Annotated in this window: 17 protein-coding genes; 14 read left to right on the plus strand and 3 right to left on the minus strand. The window is 59.8% G+C overall.

Annotation, left to right across the window (positions count from 1 at the left end; translation table 11 throughout):
* Window positions 1-3 precede the first annotated feature (3 nt).
* From iscU to iscX, 6 genes are read left to right on the plus strand one after another with little or no spacing between them, the layout of a single operon-like run.
* Window positions 4-387, plus strand: coding sequence for a Fe-S cluster assembly scaffold IscU (gene iscU / locus LZ012_RS11000; RefSeq protein ID WP_153149973.1), 384 nt, complete (start codon window positions 4-6; stop codon window positions 385-387).
* Window positions 388-389: 2 nt separating this feature from the next.
* Window positions 390-713, plus strand: coding sequence for an iron-sulfur cluster assembly protein IscA (gene iscA, locus LZ012_RS11005; protein WP_275710715.1), 324 nt, complete (start codon window positions 390-392; stop codon window positions 711-713).
* On the plus strand, window positions 713-1240 hold the full coding sequence (gene hscB, locus LZ012_RS11010; RefSeq protein WP_275710717.1) for a Fe-S protein assembly co-chaperone HscB: 528 nt from the start codon (window positions 713-715) through the stop codon (window positions 1238-1240). The genes iscA and hscB overlap by 1 nt, the downstream gene beginning before the upstream one ends.
* A 3-nt stretch (window positions 1241-1243) precedes the next feature.
* Complete coding sequence (hscA, locus tag LZ012_RS11015) at window positions 1244-3133, plus strand: Fe-S protein assembly chaperone HscA (protein WP_275710720.1); 1890 nt, start codon at window positions 1244-1246, stop codon at window positions 3131-3133.
* Entirely contained in the window at window positions 3130-3474 is a 345-nt protein-coding gene (fdx, locus tag LZ012_RS11020; protein WP_275710723.1) for an ISC system 2Fe-2S type ferredoxin, read from the plus strand. Before hscA ends, fdx begins: the two co-directional genes overlap by 4 nt.
* The gene (gene iscX / locus LZ012_RS11025) at window positions 3471-3665 is read left to right on the plus strand and encodes a Fe-S cluster assembly protein IscX (RefSeq protein ID WP_275710725.1); all 195 of its coding nucleotides are present in this window, start codon (window positions 3471-3473) and stop codon (window positions 3663-3665) included. Before fdx ends, iscX begins: the two co-directional genes overlap by 4 nt.
* 102 nt (window positions 3666-3767) lie before the next feature.
* Here iscX and icmH read toward each other — a convergent pair whose 3' ends face one another.
* The 3 genes from icmH to tssJ are packed head-to-tail and all read right to left on the minus strand — an operon-like array spanning window position 3768 to window position 6527.
* Window positions 3768-4541 carry a type IVB secretion system protein IcmH/DotU gene (gene icmH, locus LZ012_RS11030; RefSeq protein ID WP_275710727.1) on the minus strand — a complete coding sequence of 258 codons (774 nt, stop codon included), beginning with the start codon at window positions 4539-4541 and terminating at the stop codon, window positions 3768-3770.
* Window positions 4538-5881 carry a type VI secretion system baseplate subunit TssK gene (gene tssK / locus LZ012_RS11035; RefSeq protein ID WP_275710729.1) on the minus strand — a complete coding sequence of 448 codons (1344 nt, stop codon included), beginning with the start codon at window positions 5879-5881 and terminating at the stop codon, window positions 4538-4540. The genes icmH and tssK overlap by 4 nt, the downstream gene beginning before the upstream one ends.
* Before the next feature lie 13 nt (window positions 5882-5894).
* Entirely contained in the window at window positions 5895-6527 is a 633-nt protein-coding gene (tssJ, locus tag LZ012_RS11040) for a type VI secretion system lipoprotein TssJ (protein WP_275710732.1), read from the minus strand.
* A gap of 155 nt (window positions 6528-6682) precedes the next feature.
* On the opposite strand from tssJ, the gene LZ012_RS11045 reads away from it, so the two are divergent.
* From LZ012_RS11045 to tssH, 8 genes are all read left to right on the plus strand, one after another.
* Window positions 6683-7303, plus strand: coding sequence for a tetratricopeptide repeat protein (locus LZ012_RS11045; RefSeq protein ID WP_275710734.1), 621 nt, complete (start codon window positions 6683-6685; stop codon window positions 7301-7303).
* 78 nt (window positions 7304-7381) lie between these two features.
* Window positions 7382-7894, plus strand: a complete 513-nt coding sequence (gene tssB / locus LZ012_RS11050; RefSeq protein ID WP_275710736.1) for a type VI secretion system contractile sheath small subunit — start codon at window positions 7382-7384, stop codon at window positions 7892-7894.
* Complete coding sequence (gene tssC, locus LZ012_RS11055; RefSeq protein WP_275710738.1) at window positions 7891-9375, plus strand: type VI secretion system contractile sheath large subunit; 1485 nt, start codon at window positions 7891-7893, stop codon at window positions 9373-9375. The genes tssB and tssC overlap by 4 nt, the downstream gene beginning before the upstream one ends.
* Window positions 9376-9409: 34 nt before the next feature.
* Window positions 9410-9946, plus strand: coding sequence for an Hcp family type VI secretion system effector (locus tag LZ012_RS11060; protein ID WP_275710740.1), 537 nt, complete (start codon window positions 9410-9412; stop codon window positions 9944-9946).
* A gap of 49 nt (window positions 9947-9995) precedes the next feature.
* Entirely contained in the window at window positions 9996-10472 is a 477-nt protein-coding gene (tssE, locus tag LZ012_RS11065; RefSeq protein WP_275710743.1) for a type VI secretion system baseplate subunit TssE, read from the plus strand.
* Complete coding sequence (gene tssF / locus LZ012_RS11070; protein ID WP_275710745.1) at window positions 10472-12304, plus strand: type VI secretion system baseplate subunit TssF; 1833 nt, start codon at window positions 10472-10474, stop codon at window positions 12302-12304. Before tssE ends, tssF begins: the two co-directional genes overlap by 1 nt.
* Window positions 12268-13332: a type VI secretion system baseplate subunit TssG gene (gene tssG, locus LZ012_RS11075; protein ID WP_275710747.1), complete on the plus strand. Its 1065-nt coding sequence runs from the start codon at window positions 12268-12270 to the stop codon at window positions 13330-13332. The genes tssF and tssG overlap by 37 nt, the downstream gene beginning before the upstream one ends.
* A 13-nt stretch (window positions 13333-13345) precedes the next feature.
* A complete protein-coding gene (tssH, locus tag LZ012_RS11080; protein WP_275710749.1) occupies window positions 13346-16042 on the plus strand; it encodes a type VI secretion system ATPase TssH in 2697 nt (898 codons plus the stop codon).
* The last annotated feature ends 4 nt before the right edge of the window (window positions 16043-16046 follow it).

Consider the following 16046-nt stretch of genomic DNA (forward strand, 5'->3'; position numbering starts at 1 on the left):
AACATGAGCTATAGCGTAAAAGTCATTGATCACTATGAGAATCCGCGTAACGTCGGCTCCTTCGGCAAGGAAGACGACGGGGTCGGCACCGGCATGGTCGGCGCCCCGGCCTGCGGCGACGTCATGAAGCTGCAGATCAAGGTGAACAAGTCGGGCGTGATCGAGGATGCCAAGTTCAAGACCTACGGTTGCGGTTCGGCAATCGCTTCGTCGTCGTTGGTCACCGAATGGGTCAAGGGCAAGACCGTTGATCAGGCCTTGGCCATCAAAAATACCGAAATTGCTGAAGAACTGGCTTTGCCGCCGGTTAAAATTCACTGTTCGATTCTGGCCGAAGATGCCATCAAGGCAGCTGTGGCGGATTACAAGAAAAAGCACGGAGAATAAGCATGGCAGTCACCTTGAGCGACAAGGCGGCAAAGCACGTCGCCAACTTCCTGACCAAACGGGGCAAGGGCATCGGTCTGCGCCTCGGCGTGCGGACCAGCGGCTGTTCCGGCATGGCGTACAAGCTGGAATTTGTCGACGATGTGAACGAAGACGATCTGGTCTTCGAAACGTCTGGCGTCAAGGTCATCATCGATGCCAAGAGCCTGCCTTATCTTGACGGTATGGAACTGGACTATGCCCGCGAAGGCCTGAACGAAGGCTTCAAGTTCAACAATCCGAACGTCAAGGACCAGTGCGGCTGCGGCGAGTCGTTCAACGTCTGATGGATTTCAAGGCTGATCACTTCGTCCTGTTTGGAATCAAGCCGCTCTTCAGGCTGGACCTCACGGACCTGGATTCGCGTTATCGCGACATCCAGGCGCAGGTCCACCCGGACCGCTTCGCGCATGCTGGAGAAGCCGAGCGACGCCTGTCCATGCAATGGGCGACGCATGCCAACGAGGCTTACCAGACCTTGAAAAAGCCCTTGGAGCGGGCCAAATACATGCTCCATCTGGCGGGGCATGATATCCAGGCAGAAAACAACACCGCCATGCCGACCGATTTCCTGATGGAGCAGATGGAATGGCGTGAAGCGGTCATGGAGGCACGCGATGGCGGTGACCACCATGAGTTGGAGCACCTGCACAACCGCTTGCGCGGCGATATCAAGTCCCGCTACGAGGAACTCGGCCAACTGCTCGATGACGGGGGTGATTTTGCCCTGGCAACGGACCGTGTGCGCCGCCTGATGTTCCTGGAAAAACTTTTGCACGAAATCGACGACGCACTGGCGTCGCTGGAAGAATAAAAAATGGCTTTGTTTCAAATCGCCGAACCGGGCGAATCGGCGGCACCGCACGAGCACAAGCTCGCTATCGGGATTGATCTCGGGACCACCAACTCGCTGGTCGCGACCGTACGCAGCGGCATCGCCGTCTGCCTGAACGACGACCAGGGGCGCCCCTTGCTGCCCTCCGTGGTCCGTTACCACGCCGACGGCACGACCGAAGTCGGCTACGACGCCCAAAAGAACCAGGCAGTGGATCCCAAGAACACCATCGTTTCCGTCAAACGCTTCATGGGGCGGGGAACGAAGGACATCGCGCATATCGAATCCATGCCCTACGACTTTGTCGAAGCGCCCGGCATGGTCAGGCTGAAGACGCACGCCGGAATCAAGAGTCCAGTCGAGACCTCGGCCGAGATTCTCAAGGCGCTGAAGGCCCGGGCGGAAGCAGGGCTCGGCGGCGATCTGGTAGGTGCCGTGATTACCGTGCCCGCCTACTTCGACGATGCCCAGCGCCAGGCCACCAAGGATGCCGCTCGGCTGGCCGGTCTCAATGTCCTGCGCCTGCTCAACGAGCCGACCGCCGCCGCCATTGCCTACGGGCTGGACAATGGCGCTGAAGGCGTCTATGCGGTGTATGACCTTGGTGGCGGCACTTTCGACATTTCGATCCTCAAGCTGACCAAGGGCGTGTTTGAAGTCATGTCCACCGGCGGCGATTCCGCGCTGGGCGGCGACGATTTCGATCATCGCATCTATTGCTGGGTCATCGAGCAATCCAAGCCGCAGCCCTTGTCGCCGGAAGATTCGCGCCGCCTGATGATGCGCTGCCGCGAAGCCAAGGAATTCCTGACCAATAATCCGGAAGCGCCGATTTCGCTGCGTCTGGCCGGTGGTGAAATGATTGACGTCAAGCTCGATGTCGCAACCTTCGCCGACATTACGCAAACCCTGATTTCCAAGACAATGCAGCCGGTCAAGAAAGCCCTGCGCGATGCCGGTTTGCGTGCCGAAGACGTCAAGGGGGTCGTCATGGTCGGCGGCGCCACGCGCATGCCGCAAATCCAGAAGGCTGTGGGCGACTTCTTCCGCCAGGAGCCGCTGACCAACCTCGACCCGGACAAGGTCGTCGCGCTAGGTGCCGCGACCCAAGCCAACCTGTTGGCCGGCAACAAGACCGGCAAGGACGATTGGCTGCTGCTCGACGTCATTCCGCTGTCGCTGGGCCTGGAAACGATGGGCGGCCTGACCGAGAAGGTCATTCCGCGCAATGCGACCATTCCGACGGCGCGGGCCCAGGAGTTCACCACCTTCAAGGACGGCCAGACCGCCATGGCCATCCACGTCGTACAAGGCGAGCGCGAAATGGTGTCCGATTGCCGTTCGCTGGCGCGTTTTGAACTGCGCGGCATTCCGCCCATGGTGGCCGGTGCGGCGCGTATCCGCGTCACCTACCAGGTCGATGCCGATGGCCTGCTGTCGGTAACCGCCCGCGAACAGACCACCGGCGTCGAGTCGAGCATCACCGTCAAACCGTCATACGGCCTGTCCGACGATGAAATCGCCGGTATGCTCAAGGATTCGATGGAGCATGCCAAGGATGACGCCATGGCGCGCGCCCTGAAGGAAGCGCAGGTCGAGGCCCAGCGCATGATCGAGGCCACCGAGGCGGCCCTGGCGGAAGACCCGCATCTGCTGAACGAAGCCGAGTTCGCCAAGATCAAGGCCACCATCGCCAAACTGGCCGAAACCATGGCCGGCGACAATCGCCGCCTGATCAATATCGCCATGGACGACCTCGGCTTCGAAACGCAGGTCTTTGCCCATCGCCGCATGGACCAGAGCATCAAGAAAGTGCTGTCCGGCCGCAAGGTCGACGACATCAAGGTTGGAGAAGAGGGAGAAAAGGCATGACGCAAATCATCGTGCTGCCACACGCCGAGCTATGCCCGGATGGTGCCGTGATTGAAGCCGAGCAAGGCAAATCGATCTGTGAAAACCTGCTGGCCAATGACATTGAGCTCGATCACGCCTGTGAAATGTCCTGCGCCTGCACGACCTGCCACGTCATCGTGCGCGAAGGCTTCGGCTCGCTGGAGCCTGCCGAGGACATCGAAGAGGACCTGCTCGACAAGGCCTGGGGCCTGGAACCGAACTCCCGCCTGGGCTGTCAGGCCATCGTCAGCGCTACGCCGCTGACCGTCGAGATTCCCAAGTACAGCATCAACATGGCGAAGGAAGGGCACCGCAAATGAAATGGACGGATATCAACGACATCGCCATCGAACTGACCGATGCCTATCCTGATAAAGACCCGCTGAAGGTCAATTTCGTCGACCTGCGCGACTGGGTGATGGCTTTGCCGGGGTTCAACGACGATCCCAAGCATTGCGGTGAAAAGATACTTGAGGCAATCCAGCAAGCGTGGATTGACGAGGCTTCCTGAATCTTTTGGTAAGTTCGCCGAATTATTCCGCTGGCAAGATGATGTAAAAATGCCCCAGAGAATTTTCTGGGGCATTTTTCTTGGCCTTCCACGGCAGACCGATCAGGGCAAGGTGATGGTCAGCGTCGGGGCTCGCGGGGCCAATTGGACAATGTTCCTGAAGGGCGACAGCGTCTGCTGGACGGTGCTGCCAGCATGCCAATCTAGGCCGACGTAGGCGAGCAGGCCGAAGAGGGCGAGCACGGAAGCGATGACCCAGAGTGGGATATCGCGCTTGATGGCGTTGGAAATACTGTCCGGCGCCGCCCAGTGAGGCGCGAAGGCGGCAGCCTTGCCCTTGATATGGGCGATTTGTTCGCCCAGTTGCTGCGTCAGGTATTTCAGCTTTTCTGGGCCTTCGAGCAGGTAGCGGCCCTTGAAACCGATCAGCAGGCACATGTGGAAGACTTCTAGGGCGTTGATGCGGCCAGCGCCACCATTGCGCGCCGTTTCGAGTTTGTCGAAGAAGTGCTCGCCGGCCAATTGGTCACCGAACAGCAATAGCTGCAGTGGCCGGCGTTCCCAGCTGGTGCGGATGTTCATTTGCGATGACAGCACCGCTTCGTCGATGGCAGCGCAGAAGGCGTATTTGGCATCGAAAATGTCATCGGCATTGAAATTGTTTTTCTTGGCGGCGCGCTCGAACTGATCGAGAAATTTCTGGATATTGCCGGAGAATTCATCGGGGTCCTTGGGGATGCTGCGCTGGCTCAGCAGGATGAGCATGTAGAAGCCGTCGTAGAGCAGGTCGACCAGGCTTTTGGCGGGGCGGTCGGTGGTCGCCTCTTCCGGACGGGTGTTCGGGGCAATCGAGAACAAGCTGGGAGCAGTGGTCATGGCGTGACGGCGATCAGTTCAATGGCAAGATCCCGGTAGCTTTCCGGGGCGTAGATCATGACGGATTGGGCCTTGAGCATGCGCTCGTAAAGCGGACCGTGGGCGTCGAGAGCGAAGTAGCAGGCACCAGGACGAACCGGAATGGCGCCGGGTACCTGCGAGGCATGGGTCAGGCGAACGCCGGACATGGCTGAGAGCACCAGCTTTTCGACATCGTCCGGGGCGCCGAGCTTGATGCGCAAGGGAATCGACTCGATGATTTCGGATTGCGGATGGGCGGCGGTGACCGACAGGTAGAAGGCTGTTTCGCTGTCGATCTTGTCGGAATCCAGATGGCCGGCATAGAAGGACGGCTTCGGCTGGCTCAGGGATATGGCGAAATATCGTGTCGAGATCACCGTGTCGAGCAGGTCGCGCAGGATTTGATCAAGGCGCCAGAAGCCAGGGCCGGGCTGCAGATGGTCGTAGCCAGGTAGGTCGTTCAGCGTGTAGCCCTTGGAAAAGGTCATCAAGCCGCCGGCGAGGCGCAGCAATTCCTGAAACAGCCGTTCCGGCGAGGTGTCTGGATTGCGGAACAGATGGGTCAGCGTCGCGCAGGCACTGCTGGCGGTGTGTAGCAACCAGAAAGAGGCGATGTCGCCCGAGCGGAATTCGATGACGTTCTTGTTCGGCTCGCGATGAAATCCGTAGAGCGCTTCGACCTTGGCCAGCAGGGCATCGATCTGACGGCGTAGCATCATGAAGACGTTCGGCGCGCTGCGCAGACTCAGCGAAGGGGGCATGAAGGCCGGATCGGCTTCGAAGCTGTTGCTGGAAGTCCGACGAATCCTGACGATGGGCATGGTCAGGAATTGATCCCGATTGTCGTTTTCCGATTTCAGGTACGAAATCTGGCTGAGCGTGGCGATGTCCGCTTCGGCAGCATCGGTGTACAGATCTGTGGTGTCGCGAGGTACGACGAGATAGCGTGCCTGTCCGGATTCGGACTGGGTGTTCGCGCAGTTCCCACCGTGCGCGTTAATGTAGTTTAGCGCCAGATAGAAATCGGTTGTTCCGTCATCGCTGACCGCGCTGCCCAGCGCCAGAGGGGCGGGGAGTTGATCGATATCCGGGGCGATAAAGAAGTCGCCATTCGGAAAGACGGCCGAAATACGGTTGAAGCGCAGTATCCCGTTCTTCAGGGAGTCGATATCCAGATCAATGTCGCGCACGCCCCAGGCATAGGGATTGGCCGTCAGTAAGGCCCGTTTGATTTGGTTCTCGGTGTGTGAATCCTGGTGCTGGAAGTGCTGGGGGCGCAGGAAAAGTCCTTCGCCCCAGAGTATTTTTGCGTTGTTCATTGTGAGTATTGGGTTACGAGTTGCATTGCACGCCAACCAGGGAGCGCACGGTTTCCGGACTGATCTCTGTTACCAGCGATCCCTTGCTTGCATTGAAGGAGCAGGCATGTGCGCCGATCGTAATTCCATTGTCAAAAGACAGCTTGTTGTCGAAGGCAAGTTTCCATCTTCCCTGGTATGGGAGACGGAACATGCCGACTACCCCTATCGTTGTCGCATCTCCCGGAACTTTAAGGTTGATGTCATATGACTTTCCGGGTAGTAGAACGATTTCCCGAACCGAGACCAGTTCTTCGCCTAGCGCTTCTTTTTCGGCTTCTGCCGAGGTGATCTGCGGATAGGTCATGGCCTTGAATTTTTCATTGGCCCGCAAGACGTAAAGCTTGGTCACCAACGACAAGGGCTTTCCGGAACTAGCCAGATTAAGCTGGTCGCCGGCAAATATCCTGATGCTCATATCCCGGCTGATCTTGCTCGGATCGACTTCCTTCTTGGTTACCCCGGTTGCCTCGAGAACTGCGCCGACGGCCGAACCGGCCAGTTGCAGTGCCGACGCCTGGGCGCAACCGCCAACAGTAACGGGGATGGTCATCGCCATTGCCAATTTGCGCAACGCCGCCATGCCGAAGTTGTTTTCAATTGTCATGAAATTGATGCGGACAGCACGATTGATCGAGTAGGACGGCTCAATAAAATATGCATTTTGGTTGAAAATACCAGAGGCATTAATGTACTATTTCGGCTTGATATAGGCAAACCCAATGGCATTATTTATGTCGTTTGGCATAGCAAGGAGAAGGAATGTACCCGCTGAAGCATCTGTCGTCGGTGCTCGTTGTAGGCGCTGTTATCACGCTGTCCGGCTGCGCTTCGAAAAACACGCCGATGTCCCAGGAAGAGTTTTCCACGGCCATGGCGCAGTCGAGCGCCAGCGCCGATTCGCTGCTGGAAAAAGGGAATCGTGAGGAAGCAGTAAAGGTTTTGAACGATTTGGCCAAGAAAAATCCCGGACGCAAGGACCCGTGGGTGCGCATGGCCAGAATTCACTTTGATGGCGAGAACTATGCCCAAGCCATCGTGGCCGCCGAAGAAGCCCTGCAGCGCGATAACACCGATCGCACGGCCAAGAGTATCCGGGCGGTTGGTGGTCTCCGCGTAGCCGCCCAGTCCCTGAACGATCTCAAGGGCGACGTCGAATTGAAGGGCGATGCCCGTTCCGATGCGGTTGGCTTGGCCAAGGTCATGCGCGACACGCTGGGTGAGGATGTGCTGGTTCCGCCGGACGACAAAAAGAAAAAGCCGGCTCCCATCGTTGTTCGCCCTAAACCCGCTGCTACGGCGCCTTCTGCGCAGCCTGTTGGGCAGAAACCGTTGGCCCCGGTATCAGCCTCGGCGGGCAATCCGTTTGGTGCGTTGAAGTAATTCGGTTCATGAAAGACGCATGGCTCGCGGTGCATTGCCAGTACGTCGTCGCTCTCAGTCTTTGTTTCGGAGGTTCTTGTGGCTAAAAAGGAAAGTGTTCAGAAGCGCTTGCAGAAGGTTCGTCCGCCGCGCGTTCAATTGACGTATGACGTCGAGATCGGCGATGCCATCGAGGTGAAGGAGCTGCCGTTTGTGGTTGGCGTGCTCGGTGATTTCGCCGCGCAATCCAAGCAGGAGCAGGGCAAGGTCCGTGATCGCAAGTTCGTCAATATCGACATGGACAACTTCGATGACGTGATGGAAGGCATGGCCCCGCGCGCCACCTATCGCGTCAAAAACCGCCTGACGCCGGAAGGCGGCGAGTTGGGGGTCGATATCGAGTTCAGCAAGTTCGAGGACTTCCGTCCCGAATCGGTGGTTCAGCAAGTCGAGCCACTGCGCAAACTCCAGGAAGCGCGTTCCAAGCTGGCCGATCTCCGCAACAAGCTGGCTGGCAATGAAAAGCTGGAAGATTTGCTCAATGACGTGCTGAACAGTACGGAACAGCTGCAGAGCCTCGGCGGCCAGCGCAACGAGGGAGGCCTGCAATGACGCTCCAGGCCGCGATGGCGACCGGCTCGGCCGGCGTTCAGGAAGCAGGGCTACTCGATCAGATCATCGAGGAAAGCCGCGTTGCCCAGTCCGATCAGGAAAAGAACCGGGCACGCGACATTATCAGCGAACTGGTCAGCCAGGTTCTTGATGGCGAAGTCGTCGTTTCCGAAAACCTCGCCGCCTCGCTGGATGCACGGGTTGCCGAGCTGGACCGTCTGATCTCCGAACAGCTCAGCGAGGTCATGCATGCGCCGGAATTCCAGGCCCTGGAAGGCGCCTGGACCGGCCTGCACTACCTGTGCAAGCAGACGTCGACCGGCCAGCAGCTCAAGATCAAGCTGTTCAACGCGGGGAAGCGCGATTTGGTCAAGGACTTCAAGGCGGCCATCGATTTCGACCAGAGCGCCCTGTTCAAGAAGGTGTACGAAGAGGAATTCGGTACATTCGGCGGCGCTCCGTTCGGTACGCTGATCGGCCAGTACGAAATTTCCCGGCAGCCCGAGGATATGTACTTCATCGACCAGATGTCGCATGTCGCCGCTGCCGCCCACGCTCCGTTCATCGCATCCGCCGCGCCGCAACTGTTCGGGCTGGAAACCTATACCGAACTCGGCAAGCCGCGCGACATGGGCAAGGTTTTCGACACGGTCGAGTACGCCAAGTGGAAATCCTTCCGCGAGTCGGAGGATTCGCGTTACGTTGGCCTGGCCCTGCCGCGCTTCCTCGGGCGTCTGCCTTACAACCCGATCGACGGCGAAGTGACCGAAGGTTTCAACTTCGTCGAAGACGTCGATGGCACCGATCACGACAAGTACCTCTGGTGCAACGCGGCCTTCGCTTTCGCCGCCCGGCTGACCAGCGCTTTCGAAAGCTACGGCTGGTGTGCCGCCATCCGCGGCGTCGAGGGCGGCGGCCTGGTCGAGGACCTGCCGACACATACTTTCCGTACTGACGACGGTGAAGTGGCGCTCAAATGCCCGACCGAAGTCGCCATTACCGACCGGCGCGAGAAGGAATTGAGCGATCTCGGTTTCATCCCGCTGGTGCATTGCAAGAACACCGACTACGCGGCGTTCTTCGGTGCCCAGTCGGCCCAGAAAGCCAAGAAGTACGACACCGATTCGGCCAACGCCAACGCGTCGCTCTCCGCCCAACTGCAATACATGTTCGCGGTATCGCGGATCGCCCACTACATGAAGGCGATGATGCGCGACAAGATCGGTAGCTTTGCTTCCGCCTCCAATGTTCAAAGCTATCTGCAGCGCTGGATCGATCAGTACGTGACAGCCGACGACTCGGCGTCGCAGGAAACCAAGGCGCAATTCCCTTTGCGCGAAGCCTCGGTGGAGGTCAGCGAGGTCCCCGGACGCCCCGGCGTCTACCGCGCCGTGTCGTTCATCCGCCCGCATTTCCAGTTGGACGAACTGTCCGTCTCGCTCCGTCTGGTGGCCGAGCTGCCGCAGTCCAGCAAGGGCTAATCGTTTCCCATAACCATTAAGGAGAATCAGCAAGATGAAAGATATTTACGTCGAGTTCAAAGGCAGCGACATCAAGGGCGATTCCCGCGATGCCAAGCACAAGGACACCGTCGAGGTGTACAGCTGGGCGCACACCATGCGCCAGCCGAAATCCGCTACCGCTTCCGCCGCCGGTGGCCATACCGCCGAGCGTGTTGAGCATGGCGAGATGATTTTCACCAAGGACATCGACGGTTCCAGCCCCAAGCTGTACCAGGCTTGCTCCTCGGGCCTGGTGGTGAGCGATGTCATCATCTATTTCTACCGCGCCTTTGGCGGCCAGAACAATACCGGCAATCCTTCGGCAACGCAGAATCGTCACCAGTATCTGAAGATTGAACTGAAGAACGTCATCATCGCCTCGGTTTCCCCGGCGGTCGATGAAGAGGGCATTCCGAAAGAGAGCTTCTCCCTGAAGTACTCCGCCGTGAAGTGGACCTACGACGAACTGAACATCGACGGCACCAAGACCGGCAAGGTCAATATCCAGGGCGCCTGGAACCTAGCGAAGAACACGCCGAACCTCACCTGATCGACACGATCGTGGAGAACACGGCGGAACCGGCGTTCCGCCGTTTTTCATGAACAAGGGTTTCGAGCCTTCCTTTTTCGACAAGCTATTCGACGACCAGCCCGTGGGGGCTGCGCGGCGCCGCTTGTCGCTTGAACAACTGAAGGATTCGGTGGCCCGCGATCTGGAAGCGCTGCTCAATACCCGGATGGCCATGGACGAGGAACTGGCCGGATCTTTTCCGTTGGTGGCGCGTTCGGTCGCCGGTTTCGGCCTGGCCGATTTTGCCGGACTGAGCCTGGCCAATGTCCATCACCGCCGGCAGATATGTTGCTCCATCGAGGGTGCCATTGCAGCCCATGAGCCGCGCCTGCGCGATGTCCGGGTCGATCTCGAACTGCATCGCAAGACGGTGAACGCCCTGTATTTCTCGATCAACGCCGTCCTGGTCGTCCGGCCGGCACAGGAGCCAGTCAGCTTCGACGCCTTGTTGACACCGACCAGCCTGCAATACTCGGTCAGCCGGCATCGGCGCCTGGGAGCCTGATGGAAGATTTGCTGCCGTACTATGAACGGGAACTGGCCTTCATGCGCCAGCATTCGCGCCAGTTTGCCGAGCGCTATCCCAAGCTGGCCGCCCAGTTGCTGCTTTCCGGCGAGGGGTGCGACGACCCGCACGTCGAGCGGATGATCCAGTCGTTCGCCTTGTTGACTGCCCGCGTTTCCAAGAAACTCGAAGACAGTTATCCGCAATTCACCGAGGCGCTGCTCAACGTCCTGTACCCGCATTACCTGCGGCCATTTCCAAGTTGCTCGATTGCGCATTTCGATCACGGCGGCGGCGAACTGACGTCGGTGGCCAGCATTCCGCGGGGCACCGAACTGCAATCGCGGCCGATCAAAGGGGCGGTGTGCAAGTTCAGGACAGCCTGGGATCTTCAACTGGCGCCGGTCTCGCTCGGTGACCTGACCTTCGATCCGATTGCCAGCGCGCCGAGTGACGTTCGTCTGCCGGTCGGTTGCAATGCCTTGCTGTCATTTTCGCTGTCCCTGCGCGGCATGGCGCAGGAAGGGGGCATCGGCAAGCTGGACAAGTTGCGGATCTATATCGATGCCGAAGCTTCCGTCGCTTCGGCGCTGCGCGATGCGCTTTTCCTGCGCAAGCTGAAGGTCTATGCCGTCGGTGCCGATCAGCGCTGGCGCATCGCCCGCGACAAGCTGATCGGCGAAGTCGGCTTCGCGGTCGATGAGGCGCTGATCGATATGCCGGCGACCGCGCATGGCGCCTACCGCTATCTGACCGAGTATTTCTGCTTCCCGGAGAAATTCAATTTCTTCGATATCAATATCGGCGACATTCCCTCGGGACTGCACTGGGAAAGCAAGATCACGCTGCACGTTGCCCTGGGCGATCTGCGGGCCGACAGCGACGCTTCGCGCCTGCTGCAAACGCTGACCGCGCAGAACCTGCGGCTGGGCTGCGTGCCGGTGGTCAACCTGTTTGCCCAGCGCGGCGATCCGATACGCATCAGCAATCGCCAGGTGAGCTACCCAGTGGTGGCCGACGGCCGGCGAGCCTATGCCTACGATGTCTACTCGATCGATGCGGTGCGCCGGGTCCGGCAGACGGCGCAGGGCGAGTCGATTACCGAATTCCGCCCCTTCTTTTCCCTGCGCCATGGCGAAACGCCGGAACGCAACGGCTATTACTGGTATGCCCAGCGGGATCACCTGGTTGCCGAGACCAGCCCTGGCTACGAGACGTCGCTGTCCATCGTCGATGCCGATTTCGATCCGGTGCAGCCGAAAACCGATGTCCTGAGCCTGCAGTTGAGCTGTACCAACCGCGATCTGCCGACCCTGATGTCGGTCGGTCTGCCGTCCGGCGACCTGTTCCTCGAGGGCGGTTCCAGCGTTCGCGCCATCAAGCTGCTGCGCAAGCCCAGCCAGCCCTACCGTTTCGACCACCGGCGGGATGGACAGTGGCGCATCATTTCTCACTTGTCGCTGAATCACCTGTCGCTGACCGCCAGCGGCCTGGCCGCCTTCCAGGAAATGCTGGCCTTGTACGACCTGCCGAGAAGCGCGGCCAGCCGGCGGCAGATCGAGGGATTGCTCGATATCGAGCAATCGGACAAAACGGTCTGGATGTCCGGCGAACCCTTCGCCTGTTTCGTGCGCGGCGTCGAGGTCCGCCTCACGATCGACGAAACCAGCTTTATCGGCAGCGGCCTCGATGTCTTCGTACGCTGCATAGACCGCTTTCTCGGGCTCTATGTCAGCCTGAACAGCTTTATCCAGCTGGTTGTAGTGTCCAGCCGAACCGGAGAGGAACTGATCCGATGCGCACCCCGCAACGGCGACTCGATCCTGCTCTAGTCGAGCACAGCCTGCAGGAACCTGAGCGCTACGAGTTTTTCCAGCTCGTCCGCCTCTACGAGAATGTCTTTCGCCATACCCTGCGCGGGCAGGGCGGCGATGTGATCAATGACCGTATCCGCTTTCGCAACTCGCTGCGCCTGGGCTTCGCACCCAGCCAGGTCGATGCCATTGAGGCGGGCTATCGCCGGGACGATGACGGGCTGGCTACCGGCGAACTCGAACAGGTCGAGGTGACGCCCAGCTTCATGGGCATGCTCGGGCTCAACGGCACCTTGCCGATTCACTATACCGAGCAGGTCATCAACCACGCCCGTTTCAAGCGCGACGAATCGGGGCGGGCTTTTCTCGATCTATTCACCAGCCGGGCTGTCGGCCATTTTTACCGGGCCTGGAAAAAATACCGCCTGCCTATCCTTTACGAGACTGACCGGCAAAACCGCTTTCTGCCTTTGATCCTGTCTCTCGGTGGTCTGGGTTTCGGCGCCCTGCGCGAACGCTTGGGCAGCGGCGCGGGGGCCATTGATGACGAGTCGATTGCCCATTTCACGGGCTTGCTACGCCAGCGGCCGGTGTCAGCCGAAACCCTGCAACGGGTGATCGGCAGTTATTTCCAGGAAACCGTCAGGATCGAGCAATTCGTAGGGCACTGGTACGCCGTGCCGGCCGCACAGCGATCCAGTCTGGGCGGCAAAAACGTCACGCTGGGCGGCAATGCGCTGGTCGGCGAGCGCGTCTGGCAACGCAATTTGCGTATCCGCATCCATATCGGCCCATTGCGTCATGCGCGCTACATGGGCTTTCTGCCCAAAGGCGAACTGGCGGCGGCATTGGAAAAAATCCTCTCGCTGGCCACCGGTGGCCAGTTCGAATACGAAATCCGTCCCATCCTGCGCGCCGAAGATGTCAAGCCGGCGGCCCTGGGCGGGAAAGTCGGCTGCCGCCTGGGCTACGACAGCTTCATGCTGAGCAATCCGGAAAGCCGGGACCGCGCCGATACCGCCTATCTCACCCAATTCATTCATTAACATGACCATCGCAATGAGCACCTCCCTGAAAACCCTGATTAGCAAACTCAACACCACCTGCCGCCAGGCCGCCGAGCGGGCTGCCAGTCTGTGTGTGGCGCGCGGCAACTACGAGATCGATCTCGAACACCTACTGTTGGCGATACTCGAAAATCAGGGGGCTGACCTGCTGGTCATCGCCAAACGCTGCGGTATCAGTCCGACGGGGCTGGAGCGGGAAATGAATCAGGAAATCGATCGCTTCAAGACCGGCAATACGCGGACCCCGGTTTTCTCCAGTCATATCCTCAAACTGCTCGAACAGGCCTGGCTGATCGCATCCCTGGATGCCCGCCTGCCGCGCATCCGTTCCGGCCACCTGCTTCTGGCCTTGTTGACCGAACCGGAGCTGTCGCAGCTTGCTTTGCGGGGTTCGAAGCTGCTGGCCAAGCTTCGCCTCGACGAACTGAAGCACAATTTCGACAAGATGACCGAAGGCTCGGCCGAGGCCGCCGAAGTGGCCGGTCTGGGCGCGGCCGGGGAGGGCGAAGCGGGTGACGATCCTGTGCTTGCCGCTGGCCAGCAGGGCGGCAGGACACCGGCGCTCGATCAATTCACCACTAACCTGACGCAACGCGCGCGTGACGGCAAGGTCGATCCGGTGATCGGTCGGGATGGCGAGATCCGGCAGGTGATCGACATCCTGATGCGCCGCCGCCAGAACAATCCAATCCTCACCGGCGAGGCCGGGGTCGGCAAGACGGCCGTCGTCGAGGGCCTGGCTCTGCGTATCGCCCTGGATGACGTGCCGCCGCCGCTGATCGGCGTTGAACTGCATACGCTGGACATGGGGCTGCTGCAGGCCGGGGCCAGCGTCAAGGGCGAGTTCGAGAACCGGCTGAAGAATGTCATCGACGAGGTGAAAAAAAGCCCGAAGCCCATCATCCTGTTCATCGACGAAGCCCACACCATGATCGGTGCCGGCGGGCAGTCCGGCCAGAACGACGCGGCCAATCTGCTCAAGCCGGCGCTGGCGCGTGGCGAGCTGCGTACTGTCGCGGCGACGACCTGGGCCGAATACAAGAAATACTTCGAAAAAGATGCCGCGTTGGCCCGCCGTTTCCAGGTCGTCAAGGTCGATGAACCGACCGAGCCGCTGGCGGCTGCCATGTTGCGCGGCATGGTGCCGCTGATGGAGAAGCACTTCGGCATTCGCGTTCTCGATGAAGCCGTCACTGAAGCAGTTCGCCTGTCGCACCGCTATATCAGCGGCCGCCAGTTGCCGGACAAGGCGATCAGCGTGCTGGACACGGCCTGCGCCAAGGTGGCCCTCGGGCAAAGTGCCACGCCGGCGCTGATCGATGAAGCCGACAAGCGCCTGCTGCGCGAAAAGGCTGAACTCGCCGCCCTCCAGCGCGAAGCCGCCAGCGGCGCCTGGCACGATGCGCGGATCAAGGAGTTGATGGGGCAGATTGCTTCCATCGAATCCGATCTCGCCATTTTCAAGGCACGCTTCGAAGAAGAGAAAAATCTGGTCAATCGCATCCTGGAGCTGCGCGGCCAACTGGAAAACGGCGAACCGGCCGAAGCCGCGCCGAAAGCGAAGGCCAAGCCCTCCCGGAAGCCGGCCGGGGACTCCACAGGCAACGGCGAACTCGACAAGGCATTGTCCCGCCTGCGTGAGTTGCAGGGCGAGTCGCCGATGGTGCCATTGCAGGTCGATGGCATTGTCGTCGCCGAGATCATCGCGGCGTGGACCGGTATTCCGCTCGGCAAGATGGTCAAGAATGAGATCAGCACCGTCCTGAACCTCAAGCCCTTGCTGAAGGAGCGCGTCATCGGCCAGGACCATGCGCTGGAAGCTGTGGCCCAACGCGTACGGACGGCGCGTGCCAATCTCGAAGATCCGAACAAGCCGAAGGGCGTGTTCCTGTTCGCCGGGCCGTCCGGTGTCGGCAAGACCGAAACGGCGCTGGCGCTGGCCGACATCCTCTACGGCGGCGAGCGCAAACTGGTCACCATCAACATGAGCGAATATCAGGAAGCGCACAGCGTTTCCGGCCTCAAGGGCTCGCCGCCGGGCTATGTCGGCTACGGCGAGGGCGGCGTGCTGACCGAAGCCGTGCGCCGCAATCCGTACAGCGTCGTGCTGCTCGATGAAGTGGAAAAGGCGCATCCGGACGTTCTCGAGCTTTTCTTCCAAGTCTTCGACAAGGGCGTGCTCGACGATGCTGAAGGTCGCGAGATCGACTTCCGCAACACGCTGATCATCCTGACCAGCAACGTGGGCTCCAGCCAGATCATGCAAGCCTGTCTGAACAAGGCGGCCGAGGAGTTGCCGGTTGCCGACGAATTGGCCGATGCGCTGCGCCCGGTGTTGTTCAAATCCTTCAAGCCCGCCTTCCTCGGGCGCATGAAGGTCGTTCCTTACTACCCCATCTCCGACGAGGTACTGGCCAGCATCATCGACCTCAAGTTGAGACGTATCCGTGACCGGGTTGCCGCCAATCACAAGGCCGATTTCTCGTGGGACGACAAACTGGTCGATTCCGTTCTGGCGCGTTGTACCGAGGTGGATTCCGGTGCCCGCAATGTTGATCACATCCTTAACGGCACCTTGCTGCCTGAAATCGCCGAGGCCGTTCTCGGCCGGATGGCAGATGAGTCCGCGGTCGAGCGTATCAAGCTGACTGCCAGCAAAGCCGGCGAATTCAAATACGCCATCAAGTAACCAG

Source organism: Dechloromonas hankyongensis (assembly GCF_022012295.1).
Classification (GTDB): Bacteria; Pseudomonadota; Gammaproteobacteria; order Burkholderiales; family Rhodocyclaceae; genus Azonexus; species Azonexus hankyongensis.